This is a genomic window from Thalassospira sp. NFXS8 (assembly GCF_040148805.1).
In the GTDB taxonomy this organism is placed as follows: domain Bacteria; phylum Pseudomonadota; class Alphaproteobacteria; order Rhodospirillales; family Thalassospiraceae; genus Thalassospira.
In genome coordinates this window covers 326039-343025 of sequence record NZ_JAGEMF010000003.1, presented here as the reverse complement: position 1 = coordinate 343025, position 16987 = coordinate 326039, and the positions used below count along the sequence as shown (strand labels likewise).

Sequence of the window (16987 nt, the reverse complement as noted above, 5' to 3'; positions counted from 1 at the left end):
TTGGTACCCTGCCGGGGTTTTGTTTTATTTCGGTAAGGCACGCATGGTTTCGACCAGATTACGGGCGGTAAAATTGTCCTTCAGCTTGACACCGGAAATGCTGTTTTTGCGCGCCTCGTTCATCAGGTAAGCCAGCTTGTGCGCCGCATCGCCAACCGGAAAGCCGGCAGGACGGATGTTTGAAATACAATTACGCTGCGCGTTGCTGCACCCCGGTTTGGGCGCAAAGGTAAGATATGCACCCAAACTATCCGCACTGGAAAGACCGGGACGTTCGCCGATTAAAACCACACTAATTTTAGCCTTCAACCGGGTGGCAATTTCGTCGCCTAGTGCCACGCGGGCCTGATGGGCCAGAACGAGTGGGCCGATGGACCAGTCATCCCCCAAACACGCAATTGTCTGGCGTAGCATATCGGCACCATTTTCATGAACGGCACGGGCAGAGAGGCCATCAGCAAGGATAAAGACAACATCGAATGAAGGATTGGCATCTGCACTATTTGCCGCATTCACAAGATCAGCTTCGCTTTGCGGGGCCAGTGTCCGACCATAATCGGGACGTTGCAAAAATTCGGACCGGTTGGCGGCAGCGGACTGAACCGTGATAACCGGCAACTTCAGCGGCATCAGACTAGTCGCAACTGCGGGTGCATCAAACGGCATATGAACGGAATCGCGTGCGCGTGCGTGGGCCATTTGAAATTCCAGCAACTGGCTGGTGGGCAAGCCATCACCCACCCGGCCAAGGCCGATCCGCGCACTGGTATGCACGCGAAGACGCGACCACGGGTCCAGCCGGGGAACGTTGGGATTATCAGATAAACTCATTACGCGGCCCCCGACCATGCCAGTAAATCCTGCGTCAAACTGCTATCAAGTTTGGGGCGGGTACGTCCGCTTTGATCAAAGATTTCCATTTTACGCAGCCACTGGGCAAATTCCGGTGCTGGCTGCAAATTAAGGGCAGATCGCAGATACATGGCATCGTGAAAACTGGTGCTTTGATAATTCAGCATGATGTCATCTGCGCCAGGCACGCCAATAACAAAGTTGGTACCCGCCACACCGAGAAGGGTTAGCAGATTATCCATATCATCCTGATCGGCTTCGGCGTGGTTGGTGTAACAAACATCAACCCCCATCGGCACGCCTAACAGCTTGGCACAAAAATGGTCTTCCAGACCGGCACGGGTAATTTGTTTGCCATCAAACAGATATTCCGGGCCGATAAAGCCCACCACCGTATTAACCAGCAAGGGCGAAAACGCGCGGGCAACCGCATAGGCCCGTGTTTCAACGGTTTGCTGATCCAGCCCTTCATGCGCATCGGCCGATAATGCGGCCCCCTGCCCGGTTTCAAAATACATTACGTCTGTGCCCACCGTACCCCGGTTAAGAGACAGCGCCGCCTGTTGGGCTTCGGCCAATATGGCCAAATTAATACCAAAGCTGTCATTGGCGGCCTGGGTCCCCGCGATGGACTGAAACACCAGATCAACCGGGGCATTGCGGTTCATTGCCTCGATCGCGGTGGTAACATGGGATAAAACACACGACTGGGTGGGGATTTGCAGCCGGTCGCGCACATCATCGATCAATTTTAAAAGTTCAATCATGGCATCGGGGCTGTCGGTTGCCGGGTTAATGCCAATAACGGCATCCCCTGCCCCGTGCATCAAACCATCAAGAATGGAGGCCGCAACCCCGGCAGGATCATCCGTCGGGTGATTGGGCTGCAGGCGCACGCCCAAATGCCCTTCCAGGCCAATGGTATTGCGAAACGAGGTAACAACCCGGCATTTGCGGGCAACGGCGATCAAATCCTGATTGCGCATCAGTTTGCTAACAGCGGCGACCATTTCCGGGGTCAGCCCAGGTGCCAGCGCCTTTAGCGCGGCGGGGGTTGCATCATCCGATAATAACCAGTTACGAAAATCGCCCACCGTTAGCGACGATACAGCCATGAACGCAGTATAATCATGGCTATCCATAATCAGGCGGGTCACTTCGTCACGCTCATAGGGCACCAGCGCTTCGGACAGAAAGCGTTTTAACGGGATATCGGCCAGAGCGTAGCGCGCCGCGACCCGTTCTTCGTCTGTTTCGGCGGCCAGCCCCGCCAGCAAATCGCCCGAACGCAGCGGGCTTGCTTTGGCCAGCACTGTTTTCAAATCAGGAAATGTAAACCGGTTAAAACCGGTGCCAGATGCAGAATGCAAAATACAGCCCCCTGATGCTATCAGACGTTTTGCGGCACAGTCAGGAATGCCGCAGACATAAAGATTTCAATTTTATCAAACGATGATGCCGACATTTACCCCATGCCGGAATGCGCGATCTGGTGCAAACACCTGTGTTAAAATTTCAGCAGTTTGAAACAACAAGAAATAAATGACTATAAAATAGGCATGCCTTTTAAAAGGCAGTCCCGGCAATGGCAAATACCGCCAAGCCGGGACCAGAACCGTTTTATTCTGCTGCGAATTTGGTGAGAATTTCGTCAGCCCGTGAACCGGTTTTTGCTTTCCAGTCTTCAATTACAGGCTGGGCGGCTTCCGACAAGGCCTTGGCAAATTCGGGATCAACCTTTTCAACCACGGTCATGCCGTGCGAACGTAATTCGTCATATTTAGCAGCCTGATTTTGGCGGATCTGCTCGGCGCGCCATTCGGTGGCCTCTTCACCGGCCTGCATCACTGCTTTTTGCAATTCCGGTGGCAGGGAATTATAGGCATCCATGTTCATGTGAACAAAGGTCAGCGGCATGGCATAATTGATCTGGGTGAAAACACTGGTGTAATCCCAGAAATTGGCAGCCGCCCCACCATCAACCCCGGTCAACACAGCCGAGATAGAACCGGTTGCGAGCTGCGGCACCACGTCCGACCACGAAATTTGCAGCGGCGATGCCCCCAAAGCATCCAGTACCCGGGTGCCGGTGGCATCATAAGTGCGGATGCGCAGGTTTTTCAAATCGGCCTGTGATTTGATTTCGTTTTCCGCCCAGATGCCTGACGGATCGATCCAGCCGGCGTGGATCAGTTTCTGGTCGTATTTTTCGAATACTTTTTCGTAATACGGCCGTGCGATATCCCACAATTTACGAACATCGTCAAAATCCTTGGCGACGAACGGAAGCGAGCTTAGCAAAAAGATCGGATCAACACCGGCAAGCGTACCGCTAACCGTGGTGGCAATCGGCAAAGCACCATCGGCGACAGCAAAAAGATGATCTTTTTCACGAAAGCCGAGCGCCGCGCCCGAATGGATGGTGATGGCGATTTTACCATCCGACAGTTCCTTAAGCCGGTCGGCAAAGAAAACGTCGGTTTTGGTGTTGATCGAATTGGGGCCATATTCGGTGGACTGGTCCCAGTTATATTCGGCGGCCTGTGCCTGCCCCAGACATAACGGGACAAACGCAACAGCAGCGAACAACATTGATTTGATCATTTTTGAAGCCTCCATTTTTTTAGTTGAACAGTGTATTTGGCAAATACATGACGATTTCAGGGATGAAGTAGAAAATCGCCACGCATAGGCACATCAGAAAACAGAACGGCAAGGCATAAAGCGCCATGCGCGAAATAGGCACACCGGAAATTGAGTGGATAATCATAAGGTTGAAGCCAACTGGCGGGGTGATTTGCCCAACCTCGACCATGATCACGAGATAAATCCCGAACCAGATCGGATCGATGCCCAGGCCCTGCACGATGGAAAACAGGATCGGCAGGGTCATCACAATAATGGAAACACCATCCAGGATCATGCCAAGGAACAGGAAAAACACCGAAGTCAGCAAGATGAACTGGCCGGGCGACATGTCTGATCCGACAATGTAATTGGCAAGTTCAATCGGGATATGCAGATAACCAAGAGCAGTTGAGATCAGCGACGCCGCAATCACCACGGTAAAAATCATGATGCTGGTGTGAAGGGTGCTCATCAGGGACGACTGAAACACTTCCCATGTCAATGCACGGGTGGCAGCGGTTAACACCAGCACACAGATCATACCAATCCCTGCGGCCTCGGACGGGGTGGCCACACCGGTATAGATCGACCCAAGAACCAGACCGACAATCAGCATGATCGGCGCCAGGTCCTGAACGCTGTTCCAGAGTGTGTAACGCTCGGCAGGGTCCTCGACCGGGGCAACTTCGCGATATTGCGCTGAACCGGGTGCGTTCTGATCCCCCGAAATCAAACACCGAATACCGACATAAGCCGAAAATACCAGCGCAATGAAAATACCGGGCAGGATACCGGCCGCAAACAGCCGGTCAATCGGCACCTCGGCCAGAACACCATAAACAATCATGACAATGGATGGGGGAATAAGCAGACCCAGGCTGCCCGATCCGGCCAAAGATCCCAGCACCAGACTTTCACGGTAGTTTTTATTGCCCAGCTCGGTAATGGTGATTTTACCAACCGTCGCCGTGGTGGCAGCACTGGACCCGCAAATGGCGGAAAACAGGGTACAGCCAAAGACATTGGAATGGATTAACCCGCCCGGCAACCGCCTGACAATGGGGGCCAGACCGCGAAAAATGCGCATCGAAATATCGGTTTTCAGGATCAGTTCACCAATCCAGATGAACAATGGAATGGCGGAAAGCTCCCACGACCCGGCACTGCGCAAAATGATCGAGCCAAAGATATTCATGACCCGGTCAAGCGGCATGTGGCCCAGAAACATCAATGAACCGGCCGCGACCAGAATAAGGCCGACATAAATCCAGATGCCCGATGCAAGAACCAGTAGAATGGCGGCCAGAACAACCGCAGCAGATGTTAACGGGTCCAATTTAACCTCACCTGAAGCATTGGCTTTTTTAAGCCTTTAGTGATTTTTCGGCGTGCCGCAGCACATTGACCGCCAGACGCAGGATATAAAACCCCAGGCCAAGAATGATCAGCGATTGCGGTATCCACAGCGGCGTTTCGGAAAAGCTGGAACTGGTAATTCCAAAGCGCAAATTGCGCGTGAAAATGTTGTAAAGCGCGCCAAATAACAAAAGACACGCCGCCAATGCCGCCAGATTGGCAAAGGCATCGGCAATTTCACGTCCGCGTGGACCCAGAATGTTTTTTAACAGGTTCACGCGGATCAACCGGTCTTCTGTGTGGCTTGCGGCAAGGGCGAGAAAAATCATCGCCCCTAACGCATAACCCACAAATTCCTCCAAAACGAAGGTCGATGTATCAAAGAAGGCCCGCAGCACAATTTCCAACGTTATATGGCACAGCATATAAACAATCAGCGCCGCCGAAACCCACGATAACCAGCGCCCCAACCGGGTCATACCCCCATCCAGGCGCGCAATGAAAGACGTGCTTTGTTCCGTCATTTTCCCGATATCTCGTTCATGTCGTTCATGGCTGTTTTCAGCCCCTGAAATATCGCGCCATGCTCCATTATCAAAACGGAATATGCAGCTCCGTTCTTATGGGCAAATGCTTTTTCTTCGGGGCTCCATGCCGGTAACGCCCAGACTTTTCCACTGGCTTTGGCCGCGGCAGCAACCCGGGCGAGATCATCGAAATCGCCTTGTTTGCGTGAATAGGCTCCGCGTTCGCGACGCAATGATAAATCCGACGGGCCGACAAAAACGCCATCAACAGTTGGCAAAGACAAAATGCCTTCGATTTCTTCAATTGCGCCGTGATCTTCGATCATGGGGTAACAACGGGTTTTGGTATCCTGAGTGGCAACCCATTCGTCGTTAAACCCGGCATAAGAAGATGTGCGACCCCCTGCAAAGCTTCTGTCGCCCAACGGCGGAAATTTGGCAAAGGCACAAATCTCTTCGGCATGGGCCTTGCTAAGAATATGCGGGATGACAACGGCGTCAGCGCCAAAATCAAGGGCCTGCTGGATCGGCCCCCGTTCGGGGCCAAGCACCTTTGCTAGCACTTCAAACCCGAGAGCTTTTAAAAACGGAATGAGACGTTCAAGGTCCTGCAAATCGAACGAGCCATGTTCGATATCAAGAATAATAAACTCGTACCCGGCAAGCCGCGCCATTTCGGCGGCAGCAAAACTGGGCGATGACATCCAGAAACCGTATTTGGAAGCGTTCATTGCAGGGACCTTTTTATATATTCAAGTGGTGACGTGAGGGCGTTTGAAATACCTAGCGGTGCGCCCGTACCGGACGCACCGGTGGGGTGTTTACGCTGTTTTCAAATCGTAAATATCAGCCCGGCGATTGCCCAGTGACGGCAATTCTTCGCGGGTTTTGGTTTGCATGGAAAAATCCAGATCGGCGATGGCGTAACCCACCTTATCGGCCATGCGGGTCAAAACATTGCCCCATGGGTCGATGATGATGCTGCGGCCATTGCACGCCCCGGCGGGCGGATACGGGCCAAACTGCCCCGGCGCAATCACAAAACACTGGTTTTCAATGGCGCGGGCCCGCAACAGAACATCCCAATGATCGCGCCCGGTATAAAGGGCAAAGGCCGCCGGAACGAACAGAATTTTTGCCCCCTGAAGGGCCTGTAAACGGAACAGCTCCGGGAAACGAACGTCATAACAAATCGACAGGCCCGCCTTGTGACCATCGACCTCGCCCATCACAATATCCTGGCCTGGCATAACGGTATCTGATTCACGGTATGTGATACGGCCCGGCAGATCGACATCATAAAGATGCAGCTTGTTATATTGCGCAACAACTTTGCCATCGCGGCCGAACAGGAAACTGCGGTTGTTACAGCGTGCGGCATCATCTGTTTGAATGCGGATCGAACCCAGCAAGATATTCACACCCAATTCAGCCGACAGGGCCGAAAACCGCTGGGTGGTGGGGCCATTTTCAGGCTCGGCGGATGCCAGCGCACCTTCTTTTGGTCCCTGGTAATCGGTGTATTCGGGCAAAGCAACCAAGTCGACCTTATCAGCCGCCGCCTCGCGCACCAGCTTTTCAGCGGTGGCAAGGTTTAGTTCCTTATCGTCCTGAGAGTTCAGCTGGCAGATTGCAACGCGCATTTCCTGTCCTTTTCGACAAACGTTATTCACCGTGTATACATGACATGTACAAAAAAAATATTTCGTTGTCTACCCCGTCTGTGTGGTGTAATTCTGCTTTGGGACAAAAACGAACCCGAACGAGGAAACATGACGCAGACAGCCCGCAAGACAAAAACCACGGACGACGGCCCCAAAAGACCGGCCAAGGACCTTGTCTATGACTATGTTCGGGGGAAAATTTTAAATGGCGAATGGCGTGGCGGTGATTTCATCGAAGAAAAAATCGTTTCCGACGCGGTTGGTGTATCGCGAACACCGGTGCGCGAAGCCCTGCACCGTTTGCAAAGCGACCATTATATCAGCCTTACACCACGTCGTGGCGCGGTTGTGCGGCAAATTACGGCACAGGAACTGATTGAAGTTTATGAAAGTCGCCGTCTGATTGAAAGCCATGCAATGCAACGGATTTGTCAGGAACGGCTGCCAATCCCGGCGATATTGCGCGACCTGTACGAAAAAATGTGCATTACCAGCAAAAGTCAGGATTTTGTCCAGCGTGCGGAATATGATCAGGCTTTTCACCGCAATATTGTAGCGACCATCAACAATGCCGTTCTGGTGGAACTTTATGGTTCATTGCAAGTGCGTCAACAACGGGTGGCAATTGCCGCAATGCGCGTGCAACCGGCGCGGGCTGAAACAATTGACCAGGAACATCACGATCTGCTTGTTGCGCTGGAAAATTTTGATGAAGAAGCCGCACTGGGCATTATTTCACGCCATTTGCGCCCGGTTCTTGATGTCGTTTCACGATTGCCAGTGTAAAGACCAAAACGCCCGGCAACCCTTATGCCTGTTGCCGGGAATTTGAAAATTGAACATCAATTATAACGAAATACTAATTCCGCCATCTACAAACAATGTATGACCATTTACAAAACTTGAAGCATCGCCACTTAAAAATACGGCGGCGCCAACAAGTTCATCTACATTGCCCCAACGCCCGGCCGGGGTCCGCTTTTCAAGCCAGGTGGTAAATTCGGCATCATTCACAAGGGCTTCGTTTAACGGTGTTTTAAAATAGCCCGGCGCAATGGCATTAACCCGCAAGCCATATTTGGCCCAGTCAGTTGCCATACCACTGGTCAAATTGCGAACAGCGCCCTTGGTCGCGGTATAGGGTGCAATCCCGGGGCGCGCCAAAGCACTTTGCACCGATGCCATATTGATAATACGCCCGGCACCCCGTGGAATCATTTTTCTGGCGACCGCCTGTCCAACATAAAACAGGCTGGAAATATTGGTTTGCATCAGCTTTTCCCACTGATCAAGCGGGAAGTCCTCCAACGGGGTTCGGAACTGCATACCGGCATTATTAATCAGGATGTCTATTGGCCCCTGATCGGTTTCAATCCGGTCAATGGCATCAGAAACGGCATCGGAACTGGTTACATCAAAAACGGAAACCCCAATATCAGCCCCTTCCGCCCGCAGTTCATCGGCTGCGGCATTGGTTCGTTCTTCGTTGCGTCCATTAATAACAACGCTGGCCCCATGCTGTGCCAACCCCCGCGCCAGCGCATACCCAATCCCCTGCCCCGATCCGGTAATAAGGGCGCGGCGTCCGGTCAGATCAAACAGGGGAAATGACATTGTGGCTCCTTGAAATTCATATCAAACATGCCAAACACCACATCATTATTTACCCGCAACTTCAAGGCAGGAATGATCAGAAAATCTGTTGATTTGTAATAACGCCTGTCGCCCTGTTTTTGCCCGACCAGGCGACATTCCGCCTGATCGGGCGAAATGTCGCCTGAAAAATAAAGCTTTAATATTCAACTAAATATTTAAAAACATTGAAAAATAATTACTTGGCAAAATTCATGCTGTCTTTATTTTGTCTTAAAACAAATATTATTCTGCTCAACAGTTCTGACAGACTGAAAATGACTTTTTGAATTAAACAAATTTCACTCCGACCTGCTAAAAAGGGGACGCGTGTGACATTACAGTCAGATCAAAAAGAATTTCGATCATGGTTGGGCACATGCCGTTTTTCAAAACCGGCCGACAATGGTGAAACCGTGTTCGGTTCACAAGCAGTCCCGACAGAATGTAAAGCCGTGGTTGCGATCTGGGCGGATAGTGAAGAACAATATTTAAACGTGCTATCGCTTCGCATGGAGCGTTACGGATACGGCATTATTCAGGTCGACGACATTATGCCCGCACCGGCATGGATGGTTTTAAAAGCCCGCAACCGTACCGGCCCTGTTTTGGCGCGACAGGTTTCTGCAGAATTCCCCTTCGCCCTGGATCTGATTGAGAATAATCCGATCTCACAGGATGACAACGTGGGGGACGACAAAACCCTGAAGGTTATTGTAACAACCACATTGCATCGTGTTGAGCCGCTAGATGCACAGTTTGGCGTATTTCCCCGCAAAACCCTGCCAGAGGCCTTAACCGAATGGTTCTTTGGCCCAGCCACCCCCAACATTTTTGCCAACCGGGCTGACACGGGCAACACAGATGACAACCCATCCCGTCTCTATGCCGTACTTGATGCAGGCAAAATCCCCAACCTTGGCGAATTATTGTCATCATCCGGGTTGGAATATCAATGCCTTTTCAACGGGAAAACGGCCAGTGAGCTTGCGGAGGTTGCGCCCTATCTGGTTAAACTTGAAGATAACAACAGCTTTACCCGACAGCTTTTTAGCCGTGGCAAAGAACCATGGTTTTTGTGGGATCGCGCCGGAGGAATATTTATCCGCACAGCGGCAACCTTAACCGAATTACGCAAACATTTACGCAAGTTTACCCGTATTAACCGTGGCAAAAACGACTGGGTATATTTCCGTTTTTGGGATGGTCCGGTTTTAAACGCTCTTTTACGCGGCATGAAAAGCAAACCCAGCCATGTGGCAACATTTACCCAATGCCCGAAAACCCTTACTTTCATAACTATTGACCCACTGACCGACACAGCAAACAGATTTATCATCGATCAAAAACGGCTTGCCGGCGCAAAAAAACAACCGGTCACACCAGCCGCGCTGATTGACACTGTGCAACTAGAAACAGAAACACAGGTTTCAACCGAAAAACGCCTGATAATTGAAGCACACCGTGAAGCATTGTTCACTGCCCCGGGGCCAGATGATGCCAGTATGGAGTTACTGAAAAATGAAATCCCGTTTCTAAAAACCTGCGGCATTTCAAAAACACAATATCTTCATGATGTTCTTGTCTTCTTAATCCGTAACGATCTTACCGGGGGGAAGTTATCCCCGGAGCAGCGCGACATTCTGATGCACAAGCGAAACAACGCGCCCACCAAAATCCGCCAACTTGAAAAGACCGTTAGCGCATGATGACAGCCAAAAAAATCGTTTTATCCGTTTTCATCGTTACCGGGTTCATCGTTACCGGGTTCATCGTTGTTACACTCTTCATGGATGCCCGGCTCCACAAGGCGAGGACAGAAATGGCAGAAAATTCAAACAATGTTTCCGTCAAAACCTATTGTATTGGTCGATATTTAATCGACATACCCAATGACTTCACCATTAAGGGCAGAGATGACATCATAAACGGTGTCGAGATCAGATTACTTGACCCTGCCGGCGACACTAATCTTGAAACGATAGCCCGTCAAAATCAGATACCGGCCAAAACAGGCCTGACACCACTGGAAAATCGGGAAAAAGAGAACCGGAACGTCATCATTTCCGGTCAAAAATATAATACGATTGGCGATATTACGTCGTGGGAGATGCGTGCATTTAGCCGTATCGATGACCATGTTTTTCAATTTGATTACAGCGCCATCAATGTCAACTTTGATGAAGCCAGCCATCATCTTCAAAACATCATTACCAAAACACAATACCGCGCAGAAGGGTCCATTCCCGATATAGACGGTTCGTGCCTTGCGGATGCATTTGTTGCCATGCCACCAATGGCAGGGTCCGATTTTACCGCAGGTTTTAACCTGCCCGATCAGGACGTCCCCTATGGCATCAGCCTGCAATTTTCCTATACCGAACAAGCACCTGAAATGGCACTGGACCCACAACACGCCAAGGAACGCCCGTTCCTAGGCATGAAAGCACAAGAATCGCTGGAAGAAGTGACAAACGACCACGCCCGCGACAGCGGAACCTTTTTCTGGTTGGAAACGGTCAAAGCTCCGTCGGCAAACGATCCTGCCCTTCATGTGAATCTGCAGCTTTTCAAGCAAAATGACTTTCCAAATTCGGAACCCTACACGCTGGAACGCAACCTGGCATTCTGGAACACCATTGTTGAAAGTGTCCGCCCTATTACGGAGCAATAACATGGCCCCGACCAATCCCCGGCAATGCCCGCGTTCCTGCGTGTTACCGATCGTTTTTGTACCCGGTATCATGGGGTCGCGCCTGAAAGTTACATCAAGTAACAAAATTGTATGGGATCCACCGTCAACTTCACCGAACAAAGCCGAACGGTCCCGCGCCAGTGACCCGAAACTAGATGACGAAGACATAAGGCGTTTTGGTTACACCGGCGGCCCTGGCCCGCATACCGAAAGTGCAGCACGGCACAGGTTGGCCCGAATGGAAGATATTCGGTCGGTTAAGCATATCGCATCGACCGCCTGGAACTGGGGTTTTTCCAATGCAGCAGAGCGCCGAAATCGCATGATCGGCCCCCCTGGCAAACAATTTTCGTCCCGTTTTCTTTCGGTGCATTTTGGTACCCGTGATGACCTTGAGGATCGCGTCGTCGAGCATTTGGTGGACGAAAAACTGAATCGGGGCTGGGGTGGTGTTGCCTGGGGGTCATATGGAGGGTTCTTGCGCTGGCTGGAATATAACCTGCCGGGCATAATTCCCTTGCCTGCGGAATGCAGCGACCTAACAACCGAGGTTTGGGCGCATCCTTATAACTGGAGCGACGACAATAAAAATGCCGCCCAAAAACTGGCAAAAACGGTAACACAGGCCAAAACAAGCACCCGGCAGGCATGGGCCAATAGCGATAAAAAAATCCTCGACCCTATAATCATCACACACTCAATGGGGGGCCTTGTCGGTCGATCCTATGCTTTGTCATTTGGTGGGGATACCAACTGCCACGCCATTATTCACGGTGCAATGCCAACATACGGTGCTGCAGCGGCCTATAAACGGTTGAAAGGAGGTTTTGAAGGCGTTTCATCCTTTATCCTTGGCCGGAATGCACCACAAGTGACAGCCCTTTTAGCGAACATGCCTGGCGGACTTGAACTACTTCCGAACCAGTTTTACGGCGCCAACTGGTTAAAAATCACCGATGAAAATGGCGGCACATTAAAACAGCTGCCATCTGCCAACCCGTTTGACGAAATTTACCGCGACATCGGAAACTGGTGGCGGTTGGTAAAGCCGGAACTAATCAACCCCGAAGGCGACAAGAATGCGGCGTTAAATGCTTATGGATCGCATCTTGCTGTTGCGCAAAGTTTCGCCGGGGAATTGGGACAGTCCGGCTTTCATTCTCAGACAAAGATGTTTTACGGAGATTCCAAGCAGCATAAAAGCTGGCACGATGTAAACTGGAAAGTCCGCGATCCACGGTTCACCCTGCCTGACAATGGCGACGCCCCCCACAGGAGGTCTTGCGAACCGGGGTGACGTATCAAGACAATTACCGGGGAAAAATCGTTTTTAAAAACGGTGCCCGGTCAAGCCATGTCGCAGAAATACAGCCTGCCAAAGCCAACGGTGACGGAACGGTTCCTGCGTCTGCAGGGCATATCAATAATGCAAATGTTGAAAGTGAAGGCGGATATTCGTTTGACCACGAACTGGCCTTTAACAATGAAGCTGCACGTCGCCAAATTACCCGCTGGCTATCGGAAATGGTCGAAAACATGCTGACGAGTTAACAAAATTAAAAAACGGGCCCTGCCATGCAGAACCCGTTTTTAATATTTAAACGTGACGATTAAAGAGCATCACAGAATTTTGAAAATTCATCGACAGTCGCATAGGACTTTTGCGTACCCGGGCGGGTGATGCTGTCGGCAGCATAGCGCACAGCCATATTAAGGGCAGCCTTGATATCGTGGCTTTCGACATAATAGCGCGCAAAACTACCGATAAAGGCATCGCCTGCACCGGTTGTATCAACCGGTTTGACTGATACCGGATCAACATGAACGGCTTCGTTATTACCATCAATCAAAAGCGCGCCATCACCGCCCAAAGTCACAATCACGGTTTTAACACCGCGTGCGATCAGGCTGCGTGCTGCGGCTTCGGCATCAGCCAGCGAATTGACCTCCATGCCCGAAATCGTTGCAAGTTCCGTCTGGTTCGGCACCAAAAACGTTGCCTGTTCAATCTTGGTACTATCAAGATCGGCGGGGGCCGGAGCCGGGTTGACCAGTGTTTTAATGCCGTGTTTCGCGCCGAAAGCGATGGTGTAATAAATCGTTTCCAGCGGCACTTCGAGTTGCATCAGAATTAGGTCGCATTCCTTCAATGCATCGGCAGCGCGATCCACATCAGCGGGGGACAATTCGGCATTAGCCCCCTTAACAATCAGGATGCAATTTTCGCCCGACGGATCGACAAAAATAGGGGCAACACCGCTGGAAGTGCCGGGAACGCGATCTACAAACCGGGTATCGATGCCAGATGTTTCAAAGTTACGGATGGTGTTATCGGCGAAAATATCATCACCAACCTTGGTCACCATCATCACATCGGCACCAAGGCGGGCCGCTGCAATGGCCTGATTGGCCCCTTTTCCGCCGCAGCCCATTTCAAAACGCGGGGCCTCGATGGTTTCGCCCGGCAACGGCATCCGATCGGTATAGGTGATCAGATCGACCATATTGCTGCCGACAATGGCAATTTTGCCTGCCATGATAGTTCTCCTGATTTACAGCGAACGGATCGCCTGTTCGGCCGCGTCGCTATCGGCACGGGTAAGATAGCCAAGACGTACGGAATAATGCCTGCTTTCGCCACCTGGCAACGAAATCACATTGCCCTTGCCCTGCTCGGCGGTAAAACCTTCGGGTTCACAGGTTGACGGCAGGGCAAACGCGCATACCTTCTGGTCCTGATTGGCCATAACCCAACGCACAGTTTTGGGGAAATCGTTGGTATTATAGGTAATATGGAAGGCATCTCCTTCGGTTCGACGCATCATATAGGATGTGTCGCCGTTGGCAGCGGCCCTGCCATTGCGAATGTAAAACACCTGTTCTGGATCGTAACGGTGCGGTTCGCTCATGGTTTCCATTGCAGCCGGGTTTTCGGCCAGCGTTTGCAAGAAGGCATCGTAATCGGGGTTCCGCGGCACATGGGCCGGAACCTCGGTACGGACGATGGTTTCATCGGGCGTGAATTTTGCCGGTTGAATGATACGGCCACCTTCGCAGAACGCGAAATTGACGTGACACATATACATCAGGTCCATGGCCGCACCCGACAGATTTTCAACATTCATCTGAATATCAAAAAGGGTGGCATCCGGCCGCAAAACCACACGAGGACGGGCGACATAATGAGCACCAAAGCCCATGACATATTCCCGCGTGCCGGTGATGGCCATATAGGCCCCTTCGTCATCAGACCCAAATTCGATAGCCGCACGATCCATTGGGGCGCAGGGCATTTCACCGTGTAACGGATGGGTATCGGTTGGCCCGGGGCACCCATTGGTCAAAAGACCGGAATGAAACGCAAAACAGCCATAGGTGCCAACAATCACCTCCGCCGGGCGCGGCATGCGAAACATGTTTTGCATCGTCAGATCAACGCCATCAAACACAGCATCCCAGATCATTTGCCCCATATAGGGCAAAATCACCAGATGACCGCGCCCGTTTTTCAAACGAACAGCCTCTATCCCGCTTTCATACCGAAACAGGCTTGCCGACATGTTGCCATGGGCCGCAATGACCTGTTCGGCATCACCGAAATAGTCTTTGCGCAGATTGATTTGGGTCGAAACACTCATCTTTTCTGCATCCCTTAACGTGTACGGTTTTTATAGGCGTTAATGGCAATAACCAGCAGCAGGAACAGGCCCCAGATAAAATCGATCAAATGGTTGGAAAACCGTAAAATCTGAAATCCGCTGGATAACAGCATCAAGGCCGCAACCGCAATTGACACACCCAGAACGGTGCCACGGCCACCAGCCGGGTTTGTCCCGCCCAAAACGGCAATCAGCACGGCCTGCAACAGATAGGACGTACCATAATCAGACTTTGCTGCATTGGTCCGCCCCGAAAGGATGATCCCGGCAATAGAGGCCATAACCCCGGTCAGCATATAGCTCATCAGGACCATTTTTTCGCGTTTCAAACCGGCGAACAATGCCGCCTTGGGATTGGTCCCGATCAGCATCAGGTTGATGCCAAAAGTGGTACGACGCAAAATGAAGGCGATCAGGCAGGCGAGAACGATAAACAGTACAAACGGTGTTGCCAGACCCAGAATTTTGCCGTTGCCAATAAAGGCCCAGGCATTGGGAAAACCCACAATGGCAGGACCACCGGTCATGACAATGGCAAGGCCGGTAAAGATTTGCCCGGTGCCAAGGGTTGCCAGAATTGGGGTAATTTTAAGCCGCGTAATCAAAAGCCCGTTTAATGCACCGGCAACAAGCCCTGTGCCCAGCGCAATAACCGCCCCCAGAAGCACAATACCAAAACCGGTATCGGCAACACCGGCATCGGTGGCAAACTTTTTAAACATCACCCCGGCAAAAATACCCGACAGATTGGCAATGCCAATGACGGACAAATCGATACCGCCGGTCAACATTGCGATCATCATCGCTATCGACAACAGGCCCAGTTCGGGAAAAATGTAGGTGATGGATTCAAAGTTATAATACCGCAGGAACTTGTCCGGGCTAAGTGCTGTCATGACAACAAAGATCAGGATCGTCATTGCTATCAGTTGAACAATGTTATTGTCCCGGTTGAGCAGGCTGCGAAAATCCATTTGACGTTTCATATCGGCCTCCTCACGCGTTCGCACGGCGGTCACGCCAAGCCGTGATGGCAGTGGCAATAACAATGATGACACCGACAACAACGCGCTGCCAGGTCGTGTCGATTTTCATAATGATCAGGCTGTTTTTAACCATCACCAGCATAAATACGCCCAGCATGGTGCCCAGAACCGAACCGCGCCCGCCAAAGATGGAAGCCCCGCCCAGAACGACAGCCGCAATCACGTCAAGTTCCAGCCCGACAAAATCGCGGGGATTGGCAAGCCAGATCATGCCGCTGTGAAGCAGGCCGGCAAAACCTGCCAATGCCCCGGCAACGCAATAAATGAAAAACGTGATTTTACGAATGTTAAAACCAACCCGGCTTGCTGCTTCCGGGTCGCCGCCAAGGGCATAAACCCCACGGCCAATCATGGTATGGCGCAGCACCAGATGCAGGGCGACGGCCAGTCCAAAATAAACCAGGATCATGGCGGTCAAGCCATAAGTGGTTCCGTCGGCTTTGACCATATTAACGATGTCGGATTTACCAAAATCGATCAGCGCATCAGGCATTTTGTTAATGTTGATCATGCTGGTACCAACAATGCCCAACAGAAAACCACGGACCATACTGCCCGTACCCAATGTTACGATCAGCGGAATCATGCGGAATTTATAAACAAAAAACGCATTCAGGCAGCCAAACAGCGCTCCCATTGTCGCAGCCGCAACAAAAGGCAGAACCACGCCGTCATAGTTGAAATAGATCATGCCTTTGACGGTCAGATACATTGCCGCAACGGCAAAGGCGGGGAAAGAAACATCGATCCCGCCCGATATCATCACCAGCAAAACCCCCAGCGCCATAATGCCGATAATGACATTGCTGCGCAGAAGGCTGAACATATTGTCCAGGCTCCAGAAGGCGGGATTGACCAGCCCGATAATGACCATGGCAAGCACAAGAATGCCCGCGATGACCACCTCTGATTTTTGAAACCAGGCCAT

17 protein-coding genes are annotated in these 16987 nt (G+C 51.4%); 5 read left to right on the top strand and 12 right to left on the bottom strand.

Going from position 1 to position 16987, the window contains the following annotated elements; genetic code table 11:
* Positions 1–24: 24 nt before the first annotated feature.
* From eutC to J4E05_RS17890, 7 genes are all read right to left on the bottom strand, one after another.
* Positions 25–831: an ethanolamine ammonia-lyase subunit EutC gene (eutC, locus tag J4E05_RS17920; protein WP_349598386.1), complete on the bottom strand. Its 807-nt coding sequence runs from the start codon at positions 829–831 to the stop codon at positions 25–27.
* Entirely contained in the window at positions 831–2222 is a 1392-nt protein-coding gene (locus J4E05_RS17915) for an ethanolamine ammonia-lyase subunit EutB (protein WP_349598383.1), read from the bottom strand. The genes eutC and J4E05_RS17915 overlap by 1 nt, the downstream gene beginning before the upstream one ends.
* 250 nt (positions 2223–2472) lie before the next feature.
* On the bottom strand, positions 2473–3456 hold the full coding sequence (locus J4E05_RS17910) for a TRAP transporter substrate-binding protein (RefSeq protein WP_168184879.1): 984 nt from the start codon (positions 3454–3456) through the stop codon (positions 2473–2475).
* 19 nt (positions 3457–3475) lie between these two features.
* Positions 3476–4816 (bottom strand): TRAP transporter large permease, encoded by a 1341-nt coding sequence (locus tag J4E05_RS17905; protein ID WP_349598380.1) that lies wholly within the window; start codon positions 4814–4816, stop codon positions 3476–3478.
* Between the two features lie 28 nt (positions 4817–4844).
* Positions 4845–5360 carry a TRAP transporter small permease subunit gene (locus tag J4E05_RS17900; protein ID WP_085591121.1) on the bottom strand — a complete coding sequence of 172 codons (516 nt, stop codon included), beginning with the start codon at positions 5358–5360 and terminating at the stop codon, positions 4845–4847.
* On the bottom strand, positions 5357–6094 hold the full coding sequence (locus tag J4E05_RS17895) for an HpcH/HpaI aldolase family protein (RefSeq protein WP_349598376.1): 738 nt from the start codon (positions 6092–6094) through the stop codon (positions 5357–5359). Before J4E05_RS17895 ends, J4E05_RS17900 begins: the two co-directional genes overlap by 4 nt.
* 90 nt (positions 6095–6184) lie before the next feature.
* Entirely contained in the window at positions 6185–7006 is an 822-nt protein-coding gene (locus J4E05_RS17890; RefSeq protein WP_349598373.1) for a carbon-nitrogen hydrolase family protein, read from the bottom strand.
* Positions 7007–7135: 129 nt separating this feature from the next.
* On the opposite strand from J4E05_RS17890, the gene J4E05_RS17885 reads away from it, so the two are divergent.
* The gene (locus J4E05_RS17885; protein ID WP_168184878.1) at positions 7136–7813 is read left to right on the top strand and encodes a GntR family transcriptional regulator; all 678 of its coding nucleotides are present in this window, start codon (positions 7136–7138) and stop codon (positions 7811–7813) included.
* Between the two features lie 60 nt (positions 7814–7873).
* Here the strand turns inward: J4E05_RS17885 and J4E05_RS17880 are convergent, their stop codons facing one another.
* Positions 7874–8641, bottom strand: coding sequence for an SDR family oxidoreductase (locus tag J4E05_RS17880; RefSeq protein WP_349598368.1), 768 nt, complete (start codon positions 8639–8641; stop codon positions 7874–7876).
* 350 nt (positions 8642–8991) lie between these two features.
* Between J4E05_RS17880 and J4E05_RS17875 the strand changes: the two genes are divergently transcribed.
* Genes J4E05_RS17875 through J4E05_RS17860 form a run of 4 tightly spaced genes read left to right on the top strand, consistent with a single transcriptional unit; the run spans position 8992 to position 12905 of the window.
* Positions 8992–10368 (top strand): DUF4123 domain-containing protein, encoded by a 1377-nt coding sequence (locus J4E05_RS17875; RefSeq protein WP_349598366.1) that lies wholly within the window; start codon positions 8992–8994, stop codon positions 10366–10368.
* Positions 10365–11333 (top strand): T6SS immunity protein Tli4 family protein, encoded by a 969-nt coding sequence (locus J4E05_RS17870; protein ID WP_349598363.1) that lies wholly within the window; start codon positions 10365–10367, stop codon positions 11331–11333. The genes J4E05_RS17875 and J4E05_RS17870 overlap by 4 nt, the downstream gene beginning before the upstream one ends.
* Position 11334: 1 nt before the next feature.
* Positions 11335–12651, top strand: coding sequence for an esterase/lipase family protein (locus tag J4E05_RS17865; protein ID WP_349598361.1), 1317 nt, complete (start codon positions 11335–11337; stop codon positions 12649–12651).
* A complete protein-coding gene (locus J4E05_RS17860) occupies positions 12648–12905 on the top strand; it encodes a hypothetical protein (RefSeq protein WP_349598358.1) in 258 nt (85 codons plus the stop codon). Before J4E05_RS17865 ends, J4E05_RS17860 begins: the two co-directional genes overlap by 4 nt.
* Before the next feature lie 59 nt (positions 12906–12964).
* Here J4E05_RS17860 and rbsK read toward each other — a convergent pair whose 3' ends face one another.
* From rbsK to J4E05_RS17840, 4 genes are read right to left on the bottom strand one after another with little or no spacing between them, the layout of a single operon-like run.
* The gene (gene rbsK, locus J4E05_RS17855; RefSeq protein WP_085591107.1) at positions 12965–13891 is read right to left on the bottom strand and encodes a ribokinase; all 927 of its coding nucleotides are present in this window, start codon (positions 13889–13891) and stop codon (positions 12965–12967) included.
* Between the two features lie 15 nt (positions 13892–13906).
* Positions 13907–14992 carry an aldose 1-epimerase family protein gene (locus J4E05_RS17850; RefSeq protein ID WP_349598355.1) on the bottom strand — a complete coding sequence of 362 codons (1086 nt, stop codon included), beginning with the start codon at positions 14990–14992 and terminating at the stop codon, positions 13907–13909.
* 14 nt (positions 14993–15006) lie between these two features.
* Positions 15007–15999, bottom strand: coding sequence for an ABC transporter permease (locus J4E05_RS17845; protein ID WP_085591103.1), 993 nt, complete (start codon positions 15997–15999; stop codon positions 15007–15009).
* A gap of 10 nt (positions 16000–16009) precedes the next feature.
* Positions 16010–16987, bottom strand: a complete 978-nt coding sequence (locus J4E05_RS17840) for an ABC transporter permease (RefSeq protein WP_349598350.1) — start codon at positions 16985–16987, stop codon at positions 16010–16012.

What these genes read in the sequence shown, in the direction of transcription:
- eutC (WP_349598386.1), bottom strand. Translation starts at nt 831, where the DNA reads ATGAGTTTATCTGATAATCCCAACGTTCCCCGGCTGGACCCGTGGTCG.
- J4E05_RS17910 (WP_168184879.1), bottom strand. Translation starts at nt 3,456, where the DNA reads ATGATCAAATCAATGTTGTTCGCTGCTGTTGCGTTTGTCCCGTTATGT.
- J4E05_RS17900 (WP_085591121.1), bottom strand. Translation starts at nt 5,360, where the DNA reads ATGACGGAACAAAGCACGTCTTTCATTGCGCGCCTGGATGGGGGTATG.
- J4E05_RS17895 (WP_349598376.1), bottom strand. Translation starts at nt 6,094, where the DNA reads ATGAACGCTTCCAAATACGGTTTCTGGATGTCATCGCCCAGTTTTGCT.
- J4E05_RS17890 (WP_349598373.1), bottom strand. Translation starts at nt 7,006, where the DNA reads ATGCGCGTTGCAATCTGCCAGCTGAACTCTCAGGACGATAAGGAACTA.
- J4E05_RS17885 (WP_168184878.1), top strand. Translation starts at nt 7,136, where the DNA reads ATGACGCAGACAGCCCGCAAGACAAAAACCACGGACGACGGCCCCAAA.
- J4E05_RS17880 (WP_349598368.1), bottom strand. Translation starts at nt 8,641, where the DNA reads ATGTCATTTCCCCTGTTTGATCTGACCGGACGCCGCGCCCTTATTACC.
- J4E05_RS17870 (WP_349598363.1), top strand. Translation starts at nt 10,365, where the DNA reads ATGATGACAGCCAAAAAAATCGTTTTATCCGTTTTCATCGTTACCGGG.
- J4E05_RS17865 (WP_349598361.1), top strand. Translation starts at nt 11,335, where the DNA reads ATGGCCCCGACCAATCCCCGGCAATGCCCGCGTTCCTGCGTGTTACCG.
- rbsK (WP_085591107.1), bottom strand. Translation starts at nt 13,891, where the DNA reads ATGGCAGGCAAAATTGCCATTGTCGGCAGCAATATGGTCGATCTGATC.
- J4E05_RS17850 (WP_349598355.1), bottom strand. Translation starts at nt 14,992, where the DNA reads ATGAGTGTTTCGACCCAAATCAATCTGCGCAAAGACTATTTCGGTGAT.
- J4E05_RS17845 (WP_085591103.1), bottom strand. Translation starts at nt 15,999, where the DNA reads ATGAAACGTCAAATGGATTTTCGCAGCCTGCTCAACCGGGACAATAAC.
- J4E05_RS17840 (WP_349598350.1), bottom strand. Translation starts at nt 16,987, where the DNA reads ATGGCCTGGTTTCAAAAATCAGAGGTGGTCATCGCGGGCATTCTTGTG.